This is a genomic window from Paraburkholderia sp. GAS334 (genome assembly GCF_050436625.1).
Classification (GTDB): domain Bacteria; phylum Pseudomonadota; class Gammaproteobacteria; order Burkholderiales; family Burkholderiaceae; genus Paraburkholderia.
In genome coordinates, this window is sequence record NZ_JBNDMO010000004.1 from 165,363 (window position 1) to 184,628 (window position 19,266).

Consider the following 19,266-nt stretch of genomic DNA (forward strand, 5'->3'; position numbering starts at 1 on the left):
GCCGCGCACACCCGAGTTTTTTTTCGACACGACGAACGTGTGTTTCGTCCACGCCACCCTTCCCTGTCGAGCCCTGGCCGGTAGCCATTTTCACGGCGCTGGCACGCCCCGCCAAAACCTGCCAGACTTTCCGTTCGACCACCGAAACGGACGGTGCCCGCCGCCCTCTGGAAATGGCACGTCGCGCCCCCACCTACCGCTCCATGACTCCCGGCTCCTTCGCAGCGGGCGCGTTGGCCGGCTTTCATCCGGCCGTCGCCGGCTGGTTTCTCAAGGCCTTCCCTGCCCCGACTGACGCCCAGGCGGCCGCCTGGCCGGAAATCCGTCGCGGCCGCTCGACGCTGGTCGCCGCGCCCACCGGTTCCGGCAAGACGCTCACGGCCTTTCTCTCGGCGATCAATGAACTCGTCAAACAGGGCATCGACAACGACGGCGAGCTGCCCGATGAAACGCTCGTCGTATACGTATCGCCGTTGAAGGCGCTGTCGAACGATATCCGCATCAACCTGCAGACGCCGCTTGAAGGCATCGCGAGCGAACTGGCCGAACGCGGACTGCCTGCACTCGATATTCGCACCGCCGTGCGCACCGGCGACACCACGCAGCAGGAACGCAATGCGTTGAAGAAGCGCGCGCCGCACATTCTCGTGACCACGCCTGAATCGCTTTACGTGCTGCTCGGTTCCGATTCGGGCCGCCGCATGCTGGCAACGACGCGCACAGTCATCGTCGATGAAATCCACGCGATAGCAGGCGGCAAACGTGGAAGCCATCTGTCGCTCAGCCTCGAGCGACTCGATGCGCTATGTGGGCGACGTTTGCCGCGCATCGGCCTCTCTGCGACACAAAAACCGGTCACGGCCGTCGCACGCTTTCTGACCGGCGGCGCTGCGATCGATGACGACGCGCCTGCCGATTGCGCGATCGTCGATGTCGGTCATGTTCGCGCGCGCGATCTCGCGCTGGAAATGCCACCCGTGCCACTCGAAGCCGTGATGGCGAACGAAGTGTGGGAGCGCGTCTATGACAGGCTCGCAGAACTCGTCGCGATGCATCGCACGACGCTCGTGTTCGTCAACACGCGGCGCATGGCTGAGCGCGCGTCGCGACATCTGACCGAGCGGCTCGGCAAGGAAGCGGTGGCCGCGCATCACGGCAGCATGTCGAAGGAGCATCGTTTCGACGCTGAGCAGCGCCTGAAAAGTGGTGACCTGCGCGTTCTGATCGCCACGGCTTCGCTCGAACTCGGCATCGATATCGGCGACGTCGATCTCGTCTGCCAGATGGGTTCGCCGCGCGGCATCGCGCCGTTCCTGCAACGCATCGGGCGCTCGGGACACCATGTCGGCGGCATGCCTAAAGGGCGTCTTTTTCCCACCTCGCGCGACGACCTGATCGAATGCACCGCGCTCCTCGACTGCGTGCGGCGCGGTGAACTCGATACGCTCGTGATTCCGCGCGCGCCGCTCGATGTGCTCGCACAGCAGATCACAGCGGAGGTCGCGAGTCAGGAATGGAACGAAGAAGCGCTCTTCGATCTCTTCCGTCACGCGGCGCCGTATGCCGGTCTCGATCGCGAGCAGTTCGACGCCGTGCTGCGCATGCTTGCCGAAGGCTATACAACGCGTCATGGCGCGCGCGGTGCCTGGCTGCATCGTGACGTGGTCAACGGCACGCTGCGTGGCCGCCGCGGTAGCAAGCTGGTCGCGGTTACGTCAGGCGGCACGATTCCGGAGAATGCAGACTACGCGGTGATTCTCGAACCGCAGGGCGTGAACATCGGCACGGTCAACGAAGACTTCGCGGTCGAAAGTCTCGCGGGCGACGTGTTCCAGCTCGGCAACACGTCATACCGGATCCTGCGTGTCGAAACGGGCCGCGTGCGGGTGGAAGATGCGCACGGGCAGTCGCCGAACATTCCATTCTGGCTGGGCGAAGCGCCAGGACGTAGCGACGAACTGTCGATGGGCGTCGCACGGCTGCGTGCCGACATCGATCGCCTCTTGTCGTTCAAACCGGAAACCGCAAACGTTGAACGTGCAACCATCGCGCCCGCAGGCGACGGCATTGCTATCGCCGAACCCGAAACCGCTACGCTCGCGCCGCAGATCGAACACGCGGTCGACTGGCTGATCGAACACATCGGTATCGATGAATCCGCCGCGCGGCAGATCGTCGAGTATCTCGCGCGGGCGCGTTCAGCGTTAAGTGTTTTGCCGTCGCAGGAAACGCTCGTGATGGAGCGGTTCTTCGACGAATCCGGCGGCACGCAGCTCGTGATTCACGCGCCGTTCGGCAGCCGGTTGAATCGCGCGTGGGGTCTCGCGCTGCGCAAGCGCTTTTGCCGTACGTTCAATTTCGAGCTGCAGGCCGCAGCAACCGAAGACGCGATCATCCTGTCGCTCACCGGCAGCCACAGCTTTGTGCTCGATGAGGTGTGGCGCTATCTGCATTCGAATACTGCCGGGCATCTGCTGATCCAGGCGCTGCTCGACGCGCCGCTTTTCGGCGTGCGCTGGCGCTGGAACGCGACAACCGCGCTTGCATTGCCGCGCTATAACGGCGGCCGTAAAACCCCACCGCAGATCCAGCGCATGCGCAGCGACGATCTGCTGGCCGCGGTATTTCCCGATCAGGCGGCGTGTCTGGAGAATATCGTCGGTGAACGCGATATACCGGCCCATCCGCTCGTCGATCAGACGATCGACGACTGTCTGCACGAAGCGATGGATGCCGATGGCTGGCTCGCCCTGCTCCGACGCATCGAACAGGGCAAGCTGACGCTCGTCACACGCGATCTGCCCGCGCCCTCGCCACTTGCCGCCGAAATCCTCACGGCAAAGCCCTACGCATATCTCGACGACGCGCCGATCGAGGAACGCCGCACGCAGGCCGTGCTCAATCGTCGTTATACCGATCCGGCTTCCGCCGACGATCTCGGCGCGCTCGATCCCGAAGCGATCGAGAGCGTGCGTGACGAAGCGTGGCCGGAAGCGCGCAGCGTCGATGAAATGCACGAAGCGCTGACGGGTCTCGCCTGCATCACTGAGACGGAGGCGCAGCGCAATGAAGGCTGGCCTGCGTGGCTCGACACGCTGGCCACGGGCGGCCGCGCGACGCGCATGCAGGTCGGCCAGCATGACACATTGTGGTTGCCGGTCGAACGCCTGATGTGTCTGCGTGCAATCTATCCCGATGCGCCCATCGATCCCTCCGTGAAAGCGCCCAAGGGTTATACGGAAACATGGACTGCAGAAGACGCGATTGTCGACGTCGTACGCGCGCGTATGACCGGGTTTGGTCCGCTACCCGTGCCGCAGATTGCACGTGCGCTTGCGCTGGATGCGTCTGTCTTGGCGCAGGCGTTGACGCGACTTGAAGCGGAAGGCTACGTGATGCGTGGCCGGTTCACGCCCGGTGCAAACGAAGAAGAATGGTGCGAACGTCATCTGCTTGCACGCATCAACCGCTATACGGTGAAGCGGTTGCGTCGCGAGATCGAGCCTGTCGAGCGGCACGATTTCATGCGCTTCCTGTTCGCGTGGCAACACGTGACGCCCGACACGCGCGGAGAAGGACGCGAAGCGCTAGCCGCCGTAGTCGACCAGCTCGAAGGATTTCAGGCCGCTGCGGGCGCGTGGGAAGAAGACATTCTGCCCACACGTCTCAAGGATTATTCGATTACATCGCTCGACGAATTGTGCCGCTCGGGCAAGGTGGTGTGGACCCGGCTGACCGAACGCTCGAAGGTCGCGGCGGCGCCGGTGCGCAGCACGCCGATCGTGCTGTTGCCGCGCCGGAACGTGAACGTCTGGAGCGCGCTGATCGATACGTCGAAGTTGCCGGACCTGTCGCCGCGCGCTCAGCACGTGTACGACGCGTTGAAGGAACACGGCGCGATGTTCTTCGACGAATTGTTGACCGATGTACGCGTGCTGAAAATCGAACTGGAAAATGCGCTGGGCGAACTGGTCGCCGCGGGTCTTGTGAATTCCGATAGCTTCGCGGGTTTGCGCGGGTTGCTGAAGCCGGTTGCCAAACGCAATGCATACTACGGGAGCCGCCGGCCACGCGGTGCCGGCGCGCTGATCGGCGGAATGGACGACGCGGGCCGCTGGGCGCTGGTGCGGCGTCGCGTAGCGCCTGCAGTGGAGACGTCGCCGCTGCTATCCATCCGGCCGCCACCCACTGACCCCGAGGTGCTGGAACATATCGCCATGACACTGCTGCGCCGCTATGGCGTCGTGTTCTGGCGTCTGCTCGAGCGTGAAGCCGACTGGCTGCCGCCGTGGCGCGAGCTGCTGCGCATGCTGCAAAAGCTCGAAGCGCGCGGACTGGTGCGCGGCGGACGGTTCGTCAATGGCCTCGCGGGCGAGCAGTTCGCGCTGCCCGAAGCGATTCCGATGCTGCGCGAAGTGCGACGTCATGCGAACGATGGTGCTTTTGCATGCGTGTCGGGTACGGACCCGCTGAATCTCGTCGGCACGTTGTTGCCAGGCGACAAGGTGCCTGCGGTGAGCGGCAACCGGGTGTTGTATCGCGATGGCGTGCCGGTGGCGACGCTGGTGGCGGGTTCGTTCGGCTATCTCGGCGATTTCGACGCAGAAGCACGCGAACGCATGCGTATTGCGCTGGCACACCGCTACTGAAGCGCCGGCGAAATGGCAAGGTCATGCGACCTTCGATAGCAGTCGCGCCGCCCCAACACCTGGCTTTAAAACCACAAATCTGTTAAAGAAATGGGAATATCCCGTCGTTAACCTGTTACGAAACCCGTCATCCGGCCACCTGGATACAATGAAGCCAATCTTCGACGGAAGACCGTTTGCCGCCCGACCGCTCGCATGCGTTTACAGCGAGCCCGATGGCGCAGCTTGTCCGGGGGACCCCATGCAGGATGACCAGGAGCACCAGGTGCTGTTTGCGCACTTCGGCACGACCAGCCCATGCTGGCGTCTGTCGAGGGATAGCAATGCGCTTGAGTTGACCGCAGAAACAGGGTCCGGGCCCGCTGACGTCGCCGTCGCCCTCACCGGCCAGCAGGCCGCCCAGATCCGGCGCCTGACTGGCATCACCGCCAGTCTGATCCTCGATATTCGCCTGTTCGGCGAATCGTTGCGTCTGCATCTGGTCGGCAAGAAGCTGAATGGCATGTCGTGGGCCGGCACCGCTTCCGCCTATTCCGATACCGAATCTGTCGCGCGCGATCTCGTGCACGGACTGTCGTTTGCCGAACAGGTCGTGTCGGAGGTCAATTCACTCGTCGTGATTCTCGATCAGGCCGGACGTATCCAGCGTTTCAATCGCCTCGGCGAAGAACTGTCCGGCATGAAAGAAGAGGACGTGATCGGTAAAAACGTCTGGGCGCTGTTCATGTCGTCGGAAGACGGCGCGGCGTCCAGTTTCAATATCAGCGGCTTTTTCAATCGCGGTGTGTCGTATGAGGTCGAGCGGCTCGTAAAGACCGTTCACGGCGAACGTCTGTTCCTGTTCCGCAACAAGTTCGTCAAAAGCGGTAGCGGCGTGGACGAGCAGTTCCTCATCTGTTCCGGCACCGACATCACCGAGGAACGGCGCGCGCAGGCGCGCCTGTCGGAACTGGCGAATACCGATTCGCTCACGGGCCTGCCGAACCGCAATGCCATCCAGGACAGGATCCGCAAGGCCATCGAGTCCGCGAAGGAAGGCGAATCCGTCGGCATTCTTTTCCTCGATCTCGACAACTTCAAGAAGGTCAACGATCACTACGGTCATGTGTTCGGCGACCGGCTGATCCAGGACGTGTCGTCGGCGATCCGTGGCTGCCTCGATGAAGGCGACACGATCGCGCGCCTCGGTGGCGACGAATTCATTGTGCTCGCAACCAGCGCGACGCGGGCCGCGCTCGAAGCGACCGCGCAGCGCATTCTCGAGCGCCTGCGCACGCCGTTCAGCCTCGGGCTGGTCGAGGTGTACACGGGCTGCTCGATTGGCATCGCGCTGTGTCCCGAACATGGCGACAGCCTCGAATCGGTGATCCGCTCCGCCGACACCGCGATGTACGTCGCGAAAGACGAAGGCAAACGCACCTGCCGCGTGTTCTCGCCGGAGATGGACCGCAAGGTCGCCGAGTACATGTGGCTCGACACGAACCTGCGGCGCGGTCTCGAAGAAGGTCAGCTCACCCTCTTCTATCAGCCGAAGCTGGAGCTTGCCACCGGCGTCGTAAAGGCCGTCGAGGCGCTGGTGCGCTGGAACTCGCCGGAGCGCGGCCAGATCCAGCCGAACGAGTTCATCCGTTACGCGGAAGAATCGGGCCTGATCGGGCCACTCGGCCGCTGGGTCATGCAGACCGCGGCGATGCAGGCCGCAGCGTGGAAGGCACAAGGGCTGGATCTGCGCGTGGCGATCAATGTGTCGGCACGGCAACTGGTCGATACCGCCGTGGTGCGGCATTTCAGCGAAGCGCTCGAACGTGCGAATCTCGATACCTGTCTCGTCGATCTGGAGCTGACAGAAAGTTGCCTGATCGAAGACGAAGCCGCCGCCATCGAACTGATCACGCAGTTCCGCCAGCTCGGCGCGCAGGTGCATCTGGACGATTTCGGCACGGGCTATTCGTCGCTGTCGCAGCTTGGCCGCATTCCGCTCGATGTCATCAAGCTCGATCGCAGTTTCGTGCGATCGATCAACGCCGACAAGAAGGCGCAGGCATTGGTGCGCTCGATGGTGGCCGTCGCGCAGGAACTGGATCTGAAGGTGGTCGCCGAAGGGATCGAAACCGAAGCCGAAGAAGTATTCATGAAAGGACTCGGCGTGGAATACGTGCAGGGGTACCGTTATGGCCGGCCCATGCCCGCCGCGGAGTTCGAAGCGTGGTTGCGCGACAGACAGAAAGTCAGACTCATCGCCTGAACGTCAGCTGTCGCGCTTACTGCACTGCCATTACCGTTTACCGTTTTCTGTTGTTGGCCGTGTTAATCGGGGCTTCTGGTGCGGCCACGAATGATTCAGGGGCCCTTACGCCACGTTCGCGCTCGGCGCCGGGCTTGCACGCAGATTCGACGTCCGGCGGTTCTGCAGCATCACGAGGCGCTCCATGAAGGCAAGATCCTTCTCTTCGATCGTGAACGCCGCCTCGACCCAATCCTCTGTGATCTCCATCAGCTCGGCACGCGAAAGCTGCAGCACGCGCTGGCGCGCGCGCATCATCGCGCGAATGCCGTTCAGCTTCGGGCGCATCGTGTCGATGAAGGTACGCGTGGCGACGTAGGCATCGCCCGGTTCGAACAGCTGGTCGACGAGTCCCCGCGCCGAATGCCATTCCGCCGTGTGCGATTCGCCGACGCCGATCAGTTCCTCCGCGAGACGCATGCCCGCCTTGCGCGCGACGAGTGAGTAGCCGCCCATGCCGGGGAACAGGTTGAAGGCAATTTCCGGAAAGCCCATCCGCGCGTCGTTCTGCGCGAGCAGGAAATGGTGCGCAAGCGCAGCTTCGAAGCCGCCGCCGAGCGCCGTGCCCTCCACCATCGCGATCGAAATCGCGCCGGTATCGAAACCGCGTGCGGCAGCGTGAACGCAATCGACGCAGGATCGCGCATAGGCCATCAGTTCCTCGCGCTTGCCCGAGCGGATGGCGTCGGCAAAAAAGTCCAGATCGCCGCCGACGTTGAACATCGTCGGAATCAGCGAGCCGGTCACCCAGAAGTCGATCGGCAGTCTGGATTCACGCGCGGACCGGGCAAGGCTCAGGATGTCGTGCACGAGTTCTATGTTGAAACACGGACGGGGTTGCGCACGCAACATCATCCACATAACGTTGCGGCCTTCTTCGTAGTAGGCGGAAATTTGTGACAGATTGCCGGCTTCAATGAAGGGACGGCAGGCGTGATGGTTACGGAGATTCATTTTGGTCCTCATCAGGTTTTTAAATCCAGGTAAAGCAATGGGAGCCTAAAACAGACCGGAATTCCGTGGGGAGCGGGGGCTAACAGATCGTGGCAAATCCTTATATGGATTTCCATACTTGCGAATGGCCGGAAGGAATGCGCTGCTCGCCGGGTAGCCCGCCGGAGAACGATTTCGTGTATACCGTTGTGCCCCGGCGATGCTTCTGCGGCACTGGAGGAATTCCTCCAGACGGACGATGGACTAAAGCCGGTTGAGAGCGTGTGGCGTTATTTTTGCCGAAATCCCATGCATTGTTTATTCAAATCGCATAGGTAAAAAGTTCACGTATTTGACTATATGTGGCGAATTGCGGATTTAATTTGCGCAAAGAAGCGTTTGCCCTCATTGCAGGCATTGCGCTTTACAGATAAGGGACCGGGAAAAGGAAGAGGTCTGGGCCGACGAGCGAACCAGATGGTTGCGTCGTCATCGAAAGCGGCGGGCGGCCGCCAACGCTTCAGCGCAGCGCCTACCCGCCTGAAAGGTCGCTAACGATTCACGGCGCGGCGGAGATCACTTCCGCGACGGTGGCCGTCAATTTCTTCGCATACGGCACGTGTAGAAATTCGTTCGGACCGTGTGCATTCGACTTCGGCCCGAGCACGCCGCACACCATGAACTGCGACTGCGGGAAGCCTTCCTTCAGCACGTTCATCAACGGAATCGTGCCGCCCTGCCCGATGTACGCGCAGTCCGCGCCATAGTGCTGCTGCGACGCGCCATTGAGCGCCGAAGCGAGCCACGGTGCGAGATCGGGCGCGCTCCATCCGGTCGCCGCGCCCTGATCCGGTTTGAACGTGACCTTCGCGTTGTACGGTGGATCGAATTCGAGCAGCGCCTTCAGTTCAGCGACGGCGTTCGCCGCGTCAATCAAGGGCGGAAGGCGCAGCGACAACTTGAACGCCGTGCGCGGACGCAGCACATTGCCTGCATCGGCGAGCGACGGCAGGCCGGATGCACCGGTCACCGCGAGCGACGGACGCCACGTTGAATTGAGCAGCGCTTCCTGCGGATCGGTCGTGGTGGGCAACACCTGACGGCCATCCTGGCCGCACGCCCACGGAATTTTTTTCCAGACGTCGTCGCCGAGAATCCGGGCCGTGGCTTCCGCTTCGCGCAGACGCTCAGCCGGAATCGCGCAATGAAATCCCTTCGGCAGCAGATTGCCGCTCGATGCATCTTCGAGCCGCTCGAACAACTGGCGCATGATGCGAAAGCTGGACGGCGTGATGCCGCCGTAGCCGCCCGAGTGAATGCCTTCGTCGAGCACCTGAACTTCCAGATCGCCCGCGACGAGACCACGCAGTGACGTGGTGAGCCACAACTGGTCGTAATTGCCCGCGCCCGAATCGAGGCAGACCACGAGGCCCACCTTGCCGAGCCGTTCACGCAGCGCGTCGACATACGGCAGCAGATCGTAGCTGCCCGACTCCTCGCAGGTTTCGATGATGCCGACGCAACGCGGACGTTCGACGCCCTGCGCGTCGAGCGCCGCAAGCGCGGTGAGGCTTGCGTAGATCGCGTAGCCATCGTCAGCGCCGCCGCGACCGTAGAGCTTGCCGTCTTCGAACCTGGGCGTCCACGGGCCGAGGCCGTTGCGCCAGCCGTCGAATTCCGGCTGCTTGTCGAGGTGACCGTACAGCACGATGGTCTCGGTGCTACCCGAACGCGTGGCGGCCGTTTCGAAGAAGATCACCGGCGTGCGGCCCGGCAGGCGCACGATTTCGAGCTTGAGGCCGCGCACCGGCTGCTGTTCGGCCCATTGCGCGGCGTCGGTCACCACGCGCTCGATGTAGCCGTTCTTGACCCAGTCGGGATCGAACGCCGGGCTTTTGGCCGGCACCGCGATGTAGTCGGTCAGCGCCGGTACGATCTCGTCGTTCCACTTGCGGTCGACGAATTCCCGGAGCGCGTCGTGATTGACCTGTTGCGCCTGTTGAGTGGTGTCGTCAGAAATCATGATGGCAGTCCCGCGCGTGCAAAGTCTCAATGATAGTCCTCGCGCGGCGATCACGAAACGTTTCATAAAGCACTTCATGCGTTCGACGGAACCGCTGCACAATGACGATGTTCGCGCGACAATGACTCGATACGTCACGCTTCCGGGAGCTGCTTCATGGGAATCAGCCTGATCGTTCAGATCATCGGGGCCGCCGTCGCGCTCGCGGTTTATTTCCTGCCGGCGATTCTCGCGGACCGTCGCAAGCGCCATGACCTGCTCGTCATTGCGCTCTTCAATGCCGTGCTCGGATGGACGGTGTTCGGCTGGTTGCTCGCGCTTTACTGGGCGCTTCAGCCGAATCCGCCGGCCAACGTCGCGGGCGAGGTGGTCGCGACACGGCGTATCGTGACCATGCGCGGTTTCTCGAAGAATCTGATCGAACGCGTGCAGATGCGCGCTTCGCGCACCTCGACGCGCGACCGGTCGACGAAGTAGCCACGCAGCACTGACCGGAGAGGCCCGATGCAGGTGACACCGTTCCTGATTGCGATCCCCGATACGCAGGTCATGGCGCTCAGCGCACGGCTGCAGCATACGCGCTGGCCCGATCACTACGACGGCGCGCCGTGGGCGCTCGGTGTCGATCCTGCGTACGTGCGCGAACTCGCGCATCACTGGGCGAACGGTTACGACTGGCGTACCGCCGAGCAGCGCCTGAACCGCGAGCCGCAGTTTGTCTCACAGGTCGGCGGGCTGAATATCCACTACGTGCATCGGCGTGGCGTCGGACCGAGACCGTATCCGCTCGTTATCACGCACGGCTGGCCGGGGTCGTTCATCGAATTCATGGAACTGCTGCCGCACCTGTGCGATCCGGCATCGGTCGGCGCGGACCCGGCCGATGCGTTCGACGTCGTGGTGCCCTCGCTGCCCGGCTTTGGCTTTTCGGAGCGACCCGTGAAGCCCGGCACGTCCGCGTTCGCGACTGCGGATCTATGGGCCGAACTGATGCACGGGCTCGGCTACGAGCGCTTCGGTGCGCAGGGCGGCGATCTCGGCGCGGCTGTGTCGATCGCGCTCGCGTACCGGCATCCGCAGCACGTCGACGGCATCCATCTGAATTATTTGCCGAGTTCGTATGAGCCACCGCTCACCGCCGACGATCCCCCCATCACCCCGCGTGAACAGACTTTTCTCGATGCAAAAGCGATGTGGGCCGCGCTCGAAGGCGGCTACGCGCATGTGCACAGTACGAAGCCACAGACACTTGCCACGTCGTTGAACGACTCGCCTGCGGGGCTTGCTGCATGGATCATCGAAAAATTTCGCGCGTGGAGCGACTGCAATGGCGACATCGAAAGCGTGTTTTCGAAAGACGAACTGCTGACGAATCTCTCGCTCTACTGGTATACGCAGACGATCGCGTCATCGATGCGTTTTTACTGGGAGATGCGATTGAAGCCGCTTCGTTTTGCACATGGCGAGCGGGTGCGTCCGCCGCTTGGCTTCGCGCGCTTTCCGAAGGAAATCAGCCGGCCGCCGCAATCGTGGATCGAACGCGTGTTCGATCTCACGCAATGGGCCGACATGCCGCGCGGCGGGCACTTCGCCGCGATGGAGCAACCTGCGTTGCTGGCTGAGGAAATCCGCCGGTTTTTCAGGCCGCTACGGCGTTGAGTCGGGCTGAACGCCGCCCTGTCTGCGCGCGTTTTTACACAAAACGCTGGCGCATGGAATAATGGCTGGGTCCGCGCAACTGGCGCTGCAAGATGGAGACACCATCGGGGAACGCGGACCGTGGGGTTTCATGACGCGTTTCCGCACGCGTTTTCCTCACGTTTTTGCCGCGCGCCTGGGCATTGCCTGATCGTTGTGGATCACTCCGCGCTATCGACTAATTTTTACGGAGCCATGCAATGCCGCATCTTTCCAGTCTGTTGACTTTCGGACTTGTCTCGCTCGGGATGGCGCTTACGCCTGGCCCGAACATGCTCTATTTGATCTCGCGCTCGATCTGCCAGGGCCGTACGGCCGGCCTGATTTCGCTTGGCGGCGTGGCGCTGGGCTTCGTGTTTTATATGCTGTCCGCGGCGTTGGGTATTACCGCGCTGCTGCTCGCTGTGCCCTTCGCATACGACGCGCTGCGTTTCGGCGGCGCGCTGTATCTGCTGTGGCTCGCATGGCAGGCCGTGAAGCCGGGCGGACGCTCGCCGTTTCAGGTCCGCGACCTGCCCGCCGACAGCCCGCGCAAACTCTTCGCGATGGGCTTCGTCACGAATCTGCTGAATCCGAAGATCGCGGTGCTGTATCTGTCGCTGCTGCCGCAGTTTATCGATCCGCAGCACGGCAGCGTGTTCGTGCAATCGCTGACGCTCGGCGTCGTGCAGATCGCGATGAGCCTCACCATCAACGCAATCGCCGCCGTGATGGCGGGATCGATCGCGATGTTTCTCGCGCAGCGTCCGACCTGGATGGTCATTCAGCGCTGGCTGATGGGAACAGTGCTCGCCGGGCTTGCGGTCAGGATGGCGACCGAGGCGCGTCGATAGCGCGAAGGCTTAGCGTCCGTAACCGAATCGCGCGAACTGCTGCAGTTGTACGGAGCCGGCCGGAATGGAGCGCGGCTCCGGCCGCACGCGGTCGAAAGCGAATACGTCCTGGCGCAATTCGCCCTGCTCGTCGAACCACTGGCAGACGAGCCAGTCCCCTTCAGCCAGCGCGACGGGACCGACATGGGTCACGGTCATGCGCGGGCCGCCTGACTTCAGGGTCACCACATCGCCGACGCGGTGCGAGTCGGGTTGCGGCGTATCAGTAGTGTCGAGGGTAGCGCTCAGCATAAGTATCCCCGGTGCGAAAACTTTGATTGCGTCCAGCTGTCGGTGCTGTTCTGCGTGAAGCGGCAGCGAACTATACGTCGCTGTTTGCGACTCGACGCCGCGCGATGGCGAACGCCGGTCAAGCAGCAGCAGAATCGACAGTCTGGTCTTGAACGTCAATCTGGCTGAATCGGTGAAACGGATGAAACGGAATTGCCGTGGCCATTACCCTGGCCTTTTGCGACTTTGAACGTGAACCGTGATTTACGCACTGTCGTTCACAAAACCAGCCTTCGTCTTCAATCCCGATCTGCGAATCCCGATCATCGGATTGACGTTAGATTTTAAAATGCCTGCCAAGATTAACAATCGAATTTTTTTCAGGCAAGCATTTTTTCGGTAAACGCGCTTTATTACTTTCGGGAACACTTTGAAACACGCGGGTCCGCATGCGCGGCGTGCCATGCCGGTCAGTGACGCACTGCCGCATATCCCTTACTGACAGGCGCTTGCAGCCATTCGACCGGATGCACAGATTGCGTGCTCATCGGCGCGACTTGCCCCTCGATGGCGCAACAATTTCCGGGCCGGCTTTTTATGATTAATAAAATCGCTATTATGTCCTTCGCGAAGCAAGGGGTTAAACCATCCTTGAACACCAGGTGCATATATGGATTTTTTCAAGCCATTAAATATTCACATGAAATCCATAAAACGTTTTCCGCATTGCAATAAATAACCCTGGCGATTTTGACATCCGTGTGTCAATCGCTCAATCAACGCCATTCAGCGCTTTAGCCAGGTTTGATTGCAATGCGGGATAGCCCGGATCAGGCGGGCCGAGCCGCCATCCGCTGATGCCGGACCAGCAGCACGCTCAAACCAATACACACGAACAGCAGCGCGGTCGTAATGCCGATACAGACCTGGAACGCGTGCGCATACGCTTCTTGGGTCGTTTGCTGGCCAAGTACCCCGAAAAAAGCCCCGCTGATCGCAGCCGTGCCGAACGCGGCGCCGATCTGCAACGTCGATGAAACCACGCCCGAGGCCAGCCCGGCCTTTTCCGATATGACTTCCGCCAGCACGATGCGCATCAGCGATGGCAGCACGAGCCCGTGTCCGATCCCGGCGCACACGAGGCTCACATAGAAGATCGGCTCCGGTACCGCGCTCTGGCCGGCCGCCCACGTCGTCACCGAAAAGCCCACTGCCAGCATCGCAAAACCGAGCGTCAGCACATGGCTGCCGATCCGCCGGACGATCGCCGGTGAGAAAAACGGTCCGACGATAAAGCCGGTCGCGAACGGCATGATCGCGATGCCGGAGGCGAGCGGCGTCCAGTGCAGCCCCGTTTGCAGATAGATGCCGTACGTCAGAAAGAACGCGCTTTCACAATAGAACAGGAACGCGAGCACGAGGCCGGTCGCAAAGGCCGGATTGCCGAACAGCTTCAGGTCGACGAGCGGATGGCCTGCCGCGCGGTCGATCCGCCTTTCCGTGACGATGAAGAGCGCCAGCACCGGCACGCTGAGCGCGAACATGACGAAGGTCCACGCGGGCCAGCCGGCTTCGCGGCCATGCGTCATCGGATAGATGATCAGCATCAGCAGGAGCGACAGCAGTCCGACGCCCTTCAGGTCGACGCCCGTGCGCACGGCGGGCTGGCTCTCGGGGACAAACTTCCAGGTGCCGAAAAACGCCAGAATGCCGACCGGGATGTTGATCAGGAAGATGATCCGCCAGTCGAGCCCGAACGGGTGGTACGTGATCAGCGCGCCGCCGCCGAGCTGCCCGACGATCGACGACAGTCCGAACACGAAGCCGTAAAAGCTCATGACTTTCGTCTGCCGATGCGCCGGCACGACCGCGCGGATCGTCGCGAGCACCTGCGGCGCCATCACGGCAGCCGCGATGCCTTGCACGATGCGCGAAATCACGAGCATATGGCCGCTCGTCGCGAAGCCGCACAGCGCCGACGCCAGCACGAACGCCGCCATCCCGCCCATGAACATGCGCTTGCGGCCGAACAGATCGCCGAGCCGACCGCCCGTGATCAGCAGCACCGCGTACGCCGAAGCGTAAGCCGATACGATCAGTTGCAACTGCGCATCGGTTGCGTTCAGTCCGCTGTGAATCGAGGGCAGCGCAAGGTTGACGATGAAGTAGTCAAGCGGCGCGAGGAATGCACCGATGAACAGCACGGCGAGCGCGAGCCCCTGTCGCTCGAAGCGCGGCGGCGAGGCGGCAACGGGCGAGCCCATCGCGCCAACACCCGCGGTGCATACCGCAGCGCCGGATGCAGAAGACTCTATACGCTCATGTTTCATGACCGATCGTTCAATAATTAGCGAAAAAAAATCAGACCAGGGCGCGCATGGCCAGATCGACGATGGATGTCAGTTGCTGTTCGTCACGCGGCGTTTTGCCGAGCACGCGCAGCCCCTGCGTAATACACAACAGGAATTCGCCCACGGCTTTTTCGTCGAGCGTGGGGTTGAAGACGCCGCTTGCCTGACCGCGGATCACTGCCGCCGAGAGCAGCGTGATCGTGCGACGCTGGATGGATTCGATACGTTCGCGCAATGCGACATCGTCTGGAGACATTTCGAGCGTCGCATTCGTGATGAAGCAGGTGCGCTGCGCATTCAGCGCCGACGCGGCGCGCACGTGATGCAGCAAGGCATTGCGCAGCGCCTCTTCCGGCGGAACGTTGGCGTTCAGACGTTCGGCGAGCCGTGCAATCGATCCATCCGCGTAGTGGTCAAGCGCAGCCAGCAGCAGACCGTGCTTGTCGCCGAATACGCCGTAGAGGCTTCCTCGCAGCACGCCGGTGGCCTTGCAGAGATCGTCGACCGAGGTGGCGTGATAGCCGTGATTCCAGAAAACCTGGCCAGCACTGGCAAGCACCGCCTGCGTATCGAACTCACGCGGCCGGCCGCGGCAGCCGGTGGCGGCCGGTTTTCTGGAGACGTCGGGTTTGTTCATCGACCGTATATTATGACTATGCGTTCAAGAATTCAAGACTGCTTTTCGCACAATCCGGTGGATGCCCATTGTCCCTGCACAATAGAAGCCAAAAAACGCGCAATAGCTGCGATTGAAAATGGCTTTACGCTTGCGCCGGCAGTCGTACACGCCATCCAGGCTCACGACGCTGCCCCGCAGATCGAGCCCTACCGCCCGGGCGATGCGCGTGAGCCGCGGCAGCGCTTCGCGCAACAGCGGCGATTCATTGCGATTGCCCCGGGGCCGACACGAACGGCGCGATCACGTTGCAGTTGCGGTCGCACAGGGCAACGACCTTGCAGCCCTTGACCTTCTTGTAGCCGCTGAAGCCGAGGTTGTCGCCTCCCTTCTTCGCGGCGCTCGTAGTGCCATCGCCATGGATGATGCGCGTATCCAGGCGATCGTCGCAATGAAGTTGGGACACCGAACTCTCGAAAATGGCATCAAAGCATCCGTCCGCTTCCCAGCGCCGGAAGGCTCGATAGATGCGCGTGTAATGGATCTCGGGGCGGCCGTGCCGATCCTTCCCGATGGGCAGCTCCTTCCATTGGCAGCCGAGAGATAGAGCTCCTTCAGGATGTAGTTGAAGATTGTGTGCGCGCTGAGCTTTCGCGCCGGGCCGCGACGGCCCTTGCTCAGATGCGGCCAGACAAATTGCTCGAACTCCTCGACCCTCAATCTCGTTGGAATCTCTTGCCACGATTGGCTTTGGGCCCTTTCGACCTTCAAAGCATCGGGATTCTAGCCGATTCGAGCTAGGCGGCCGGAACCCATGCCCCCTGGCGCTTTCAGCCGATTCAGCCGGCTGGAAAAAACCCGCAACCAGTTGCAGGGATTTCGTACACGTTCAGAACGATATTCCAGGGCGCGCCATCGGTGCCTCGTTCTCGACGGCGATCATGACTACGCTTTGACGCGCTTTCGAGCTGGGCGCGTCACCACTGGCTTCTGAAACTGCGCGCATTGCTGAATCACGCTCTGGAGATGATCCGGACCCGCCGTGATGGCGCCAAGTAGCGTCATCACGACGAAGTCGATCAACTTTGGTATCGCCACTTTCGTGTCCGCGCGCGGCGCGCGGTTCGCCAGGATCAGCGTGGCGAGACCATGCTCCATACTCCACGCGGCATGGGTCACAAGCTTGAGATCGGAGTGGGCCCAACCACTCTCGATAGCCAGCGTCTCGATCGTCTCGGAAAACAACCCAAAAGACCTGTTACTTTCCTCGGCGAGTTCTGGATACGCCTGATGCGCCACGATGCGAGGCCCGATCATCAGACTGAACAGCCCATTGTGGCGTTGCGCGAACTCAACGTACACCCGCATCATCCTGTACGCTTTGGCAAGCGCCGTATCCTCGCTGTCACGGATCGCAACGCGTAGCGCAGCGAGGTCACGATAACCGCTTGCAGCGATCGTGGCCAGTAGTTCGTCGATACCCGCAAAATGTCGCGAGGGCGCGGCTTCTGATACGCCCACCATGCGCGCGAGGTACCGCAGGCTTAAGTCTTGTGCCGATACCTCCATGAGCGCGCTGCGCCCCGCTTCGATGAGCGCGTTGCGCAGATTGCCGTGGTGGTAATCCGCATTCTTCGCGATAGATGGCTTGGGACTCACGTGACCTTCGTTCGAGGAGCAAAACAAGGAAATGATTATAAATTCTGCGCAGAGAGGCACGCAATATCGCGGATCACGCGCTAAACAAGCGTGTGTCGCTATACGCATTCTAGCGGCTCAGTTGCGCGGCTGGGCGTCGGGATACATCGCATGCCTGGTCGCTCAGAGGCGCGCAGTGCCCGGAGCGGCTTTTCGGTGCACACCGCGGGCACTTGCCATGAGCACCTGCCGCGCCCACGTCGGCATCGACTAATCACGTTGCGCTTTTAACCGATATATCGCCAACGCGCGATCGCCTCCTGGCAATGCGCTGCACGCCGAACAGAAGAACAACGACGCCAAGTGCCTGGACACAGGCCACCATGATGAATCCACTCGCATAAGTTCCCGTTGCGTCGCGAACATACCCGATCAGAAAGGGCGTAACGAAGCCAGCGACGTTGGCGACGGAACTGATTAACGGCACGCCAACCATCAGCGACTTACCGCTGAGCAGGCCGACAGACATCTGCCAGAAGAGCGTTATACCCGCCCCCGTTCCCGCGAAGCCAAGAACAAGCAGGAAGAAAGTCGCGGTGGCACTACTGTGCCAGACAAAAACGAGCGCCGAGAGGCTTACCGCGGTGAAGACCGACGCCAGCGCACAGAAGAGCCGGCGGCGATGCGGGGCGCCCCCGATGCTGCAGATGAGCACATTGCCCAATGCTCCCAGGATGCAGGCACCCGCAACTGCGCGGCCAATCTCCTTGTACCCGCCGAATCCCGCCTCGCGAAGTATCGTCGGGGAGAAGAAAAACAGTGCCGCCGTGGCGGCAAGGAGGCAGAAGTAGGCGGCGCTCAGGATCCAGACAGCGGGGTTGAGTAACAGGGGACGCTCGTCTACGTCGATGTCATCTATCGTTTCGGCATTCTTCCTGAGATCGTCCTCGATGAGCATACGCTGTCGCGCCGAAAGCCACTTCGCGCCGCCGGGCAGATCCGGAAGTATCACGAACGCGACGCACGCCAACACGATCGTAGGGATAGCCTGAGTGAAGAACATCCATCGCCAGCCCTGAAAGCCGGCCAGTCCGTTTATGTGCTCGAGCACGAATCCCCCTGTCAAGCCAATCGCGACCGTCGAGAAGAGCGACCCTGAGTGGAAAATGCTGAAATTGCGGGTACGCCTTTTCCCCGGAAACCACGCATTGAAGTACAACACAACGCCTGGGTAGAAGCCGGCCTCGAACACACCGAGCAGGAACCTCAACGCATAGAACGTCGGTGCGCTGTTGATGAACGTCATCGCAACACTCGTGATGCCCCAGCCGCCGGCGACACCGGCAAGCACCGCGCGTGCACCGAACTTCTTTTGCAACATGGTCGTAGGCACGCCGAACAGCACATAGCCGACGAAGAAAAGCCCGGCGCCCAATCCATATACCGTTTCGCTGAATCGCAGATCCACGACCATCTGCAACTTCGCAAAAGCAACGTTCGAACGACTGACCCACGCCAGCATCCATAAGCCAAACAGTATCGGCAATATCCTCCATTGCGCCGAAGCGTAGGCCTTCCGCAACAGGTCGTTGTCATCTGATGATGACCCGTCTACACAGGATTGCTTCACCACTTCCATTCGGTTCTCCGACGTGTTGTGTTGATACCGGTAATACGGGGCGGACTGCAGCTATCAAAGGTCGCCGGTCACTTCTGCGACACGGTCTCGCGAACCGCCCGTTCCGTGGACGAATGCAGCAGCGCAAACAGTTCGCGTCGCAATGCCGACGAGGACGTCCGTCCCAACGCCATCCATGCATTCAATGTGTTCTGCCGCAGTGCGTCGTCTTCGGGCGAATGCAGCTCAATTGCATCCGCGTCGAGCAATCGATGCACATCAAGAACCGCATCGCCGATACGCACACCCATTCGCGGCATAAGATTTGCCTCTGTACGCAATACGCCGAGGGG

General features: G+C 61.5%; 14 protein-coding genes, 1 pseudogene and 1 riboswitch. Of the genes and pseudogenes, 5 read left to right on the top strand and 10 right to left on the bottom strand.

Going from position 1 to position 19,266, the window contains the following annotated elements; all coding sequences use genetic code 11:
- Positions 1-173: 173 nt before the first annotated feature.
- Positions 174-4,649, top strand: a complete 4,476-nt coding sequence (locus P3T21_RS09710) for an Lhr family helicase (RefSeq protein ID WP_429255717.1) — start codon at positions 174-176, stop codon at positions 4,647-4,649.
- A gap of 241 nt (positions 4,650-4,890) precedes the next feature.
- The gene (gene pdeR, locus P3T21_RS09715) at positions 4,891-6,894 is read left to right on the top strand and encodes a cyclic di-GMP phosphodiesterase (RefSeq protein ID WP_429255718.1); all 2,004 of its coding nucleotides are present in this window, start codon (positions 4,891-4,893) and stop codon (positions 6,892-6,894) included.
- Between the two features lie 105 nt (positions 6,895-6,999).
- Here pdeR and P3T21_RS09720 read toward each other — a convergent pair whose 3' ends face one another.
- Complete coding sequence (locus P3T21_RS09720) at positions 7,000-7,887, bottom strand: crotonase/enoyl-CoA hydratase family protein (protein WP_429255719.1); 888 nt, start codon at positions 7,885-7,887, stop codon at positions 7,000-7,002.
- A 538-nt stretch (positions 7,888-8,425) separates the two neighbouring features.
- Positions 8,426-9,889, bottom strand: coding sequence for a M20 family metallopeptidase (locus tag P3T21_RS09725; RefSeq protein ID WP_429255720.1), 1,464 nt, complete (start codon positions 9,887-9,889; stop codon positions 8,426-8,428).
- Positions 9,890-10,045: 156 nt separating this feature from the next.
- On the opposite strand from P3T21_RS09725, the gene P3T21_RS09730 reads away from it, so the two are divergent.
- The 3 genes from P3T21_RS09730 to P3T21_RS09740 all read left to right on the top strand — a co-directional run bounded on the left by P3T21_RS09730 (position 10,046) and on the right by P3T21_RS09740 (position 12,420).
- Positions 10,046-10,366 carry a superinfection immunity protein gene (locus P3T21_RS09730; RefSeq protein WP_429255721.1) on the top strand — a complete coding sequence of 107 codons (321 nt, stop codon included), beginning with the start codon at positions 10,046-10,048 and terminating at the stop codon, positions 10,364-10,366.
- Between the two features lie 27 nt (positions 10,367-10,393).
- On the top strand, positions 10,394-11,548 hold the full coding sequence (locus tag P3T21_RS09735) for an epoxide hydrolase family protein (protein WP_429255722.1): 1,155 nt from the start codon (positions 10,394-10,396) through the stop codon (positions 11,546-11,548).
- A gap of 65 nt (positions 11,549-11,613) precedes the next feature.
- Positions 11,614-11,736: riboswitch (ZMP/ZTP riboswitch) on the top strand.
- Positions 11,737-11,787: 51 nt separating this feature from the next.
- A complete protein-coding gene (locus tag P3T21_RS09740) occupies positions 11,788-12,420 on the top strand; it encodes a LysE family translocator (protein ID WP_429255723.1) in 633 nt (210 codons plus the stop codon).
- A gap of 9 nt (positions 12,421-12,429) precedes the next feature.
- Here the strand turns inward: P3T21_RS09740 and P3T21_RS09745 are convergent, their stop codons facing one another.
- The 8 genes and pseudogenes from P3T21_RS09745 to P3T21_RS09780 all read right to left on the bottom strand — a co-directional run.
- Positions 12,430-12,711, bottom strand: coding sequence for a YodC family protein (locus tag P3T21_RS09745; protein ID WP_429255724.1), 282 nt, complete (start codon positions 12,709-12,711; stop codon positions 12,430-12,432).
- Between the two features lie 809 nt (positions 12,712-13,520).
- Complete coding sequence (locus P3T21_RS09750; RefSeq protein WP_429255725.1) at positions 13,521-15,020, bottom strand: MFS transporter; 1,500 nt, start codon at positions 15,018-15,020, stop codon at positions 13,521-13,523.
- A 31-nt stretch (positions 15,021-15,051) separates the two neighbouring features.
- Entirely contained in the window at positions 15,052-15,678 is a 627-nt protein-coding gene (locus P3T21_RS09755; protein ID WP_429255726.1) for a TetR/AcrR family transcriptional regulator, read from the bottom strand.
- A 24-nt stretch (positions 15,679-15,702) separates the two neighbouring features.
- Positions 15,703-15,912 carry a hypothetical protein gene (locus P3T21_RS09760; RefSeq protein ID WP_429255727.1) on the bottom strand — a complete coding sequence of 70 codons (210 nt, stop codon included), beginning with the start codon at positions 15,910-15,912 and terminating at the stop codon, positions 15,703-15,705.
- Positions 15,913-15,922: 10 nt separating this feature from the next.
- Positions 15,923-16,123: a hypothetical protein gene (locus P3T21_RS09765; RefSeq protein ID WP_429255728.1), complete on the bottom strand. Its 201-nt coding sequence runs from the start codon at positions 16,121-16,123 to the stop codon at positions 15,923-15,925.
- A gap of 479 nt (positions 16,124-16,602) precedes the next feature.
- Positions 16,603-17,316: a TetR/AcrR family transcriptional regulator gene (locus tag P3T21_RS09770; protein WP_429255729.1), complete on the bottom strand. Its 714-nt coding sequence runs from the start codon at positions 17,314-17,316 to the stop codon at positions 16,603-16,605.
- A gap of 253 nt (positions 17,317-17,569) precedes the next feature.
- Positions 17,570-18,934 carry an MFS transporter gene (locus P3T21_RS09775; RefSeq protein WP_429255730.1) on the bottom strand — a complete coding sequence of 455 codons (1,365 nt, stop codon included), beginning with the start codon at positions 18,932-18,934 and terminating at the stop codon, positions 17,570-17,572.
- A 68-nt stretch (positions 18,935-19,002) separates the two neighbouring features.
- Positions 19,003-19,263: pseudogene (locus P3T21_RS09780) on the bottom strand (hypothetical protein); the annotation flags it as partial.
- Positions 19,264-19,266: the final 3 nt, after the last annotated feature.

Bases quoted from the DNA above. Each gene is read 5' to 3' on its own strand.
- pdeR (WP_429255718.1), top strand. From the start codon at position 4,891: ATGCAGGATGACCAGGAGCACCAGGTGCTGTTTGCGCACTTCGGCACG.
- P3T21_RS09775 (WP_429255730.1), bottom strand. From the start codon at position 18,934: ATGGAAGTGGTGAAGCAATCCTGTGTAGACGGGTCATCATCAGATGAC.
- P3T21_RS09750 (WP_429255725.1), bottom strand. From the start codon at position 15,020: ATGAAACATGAGCGTATAGAGTCTTCTGCATCCGGCGCTGCGGTATGC.
- P3T21_RS09725 (WP_429255720.1), bottom strand. From the start codon at position 9,889: ATGATTTCTGACGACACCACTCAACAGGCGCAACAGGTCAATCACGAC.
- P3T21_RS09720 (WP_429255719.1), bottom strand. From the start codon at position 7,887: ATGAATCTCCGTAACCATCACGCCTGCCGTCCCTTCATTGAAGCCGGC.
- P3T21_RS09755 (WP_429255726.1), bottom strand. From the start codon at position 15,678: ATGAACAAACCCGACGTCTCCAGAAAACCGGCCGCCACCGGCTGCCGC.
- P3T21_RS09740 (WP_429255723.1), top strand. From the start codon at position 11,788: ATGCCGCATCTTTCCAGTCTGTTGACTTTCGGACTTGTCTCGCTCGGG.
- P3T21_RS09710 (WP_429255717.1), top strand. From the start codon at position 174: ATGGCACGTCGCGCCCCCACCTACCGCTCCATGACTCCCGGCTCCTTC.
- P3T21_RS09735 (WP_429255722.1), top strand. From the start codon at position 10,394: ATGCAGGTGACACCGTTCCTGATTGCGATCCCCGATACGCAGGTCATG.
- P3T21_RS09745 (WP_429255724.1), bottom strand. From the start codon at position 12,711: ATGCTGAGCGCTACCCTCGACACTACTGATACGCCGCAACCCGACTCG.
- P3T21_RS09730 (WP_429255721.1), top strand. From the start codon at position 10,046: ATGGGAATCAGCCTGATCGTTCAGATCATCGGGGCCGCCGTCGCGCTC.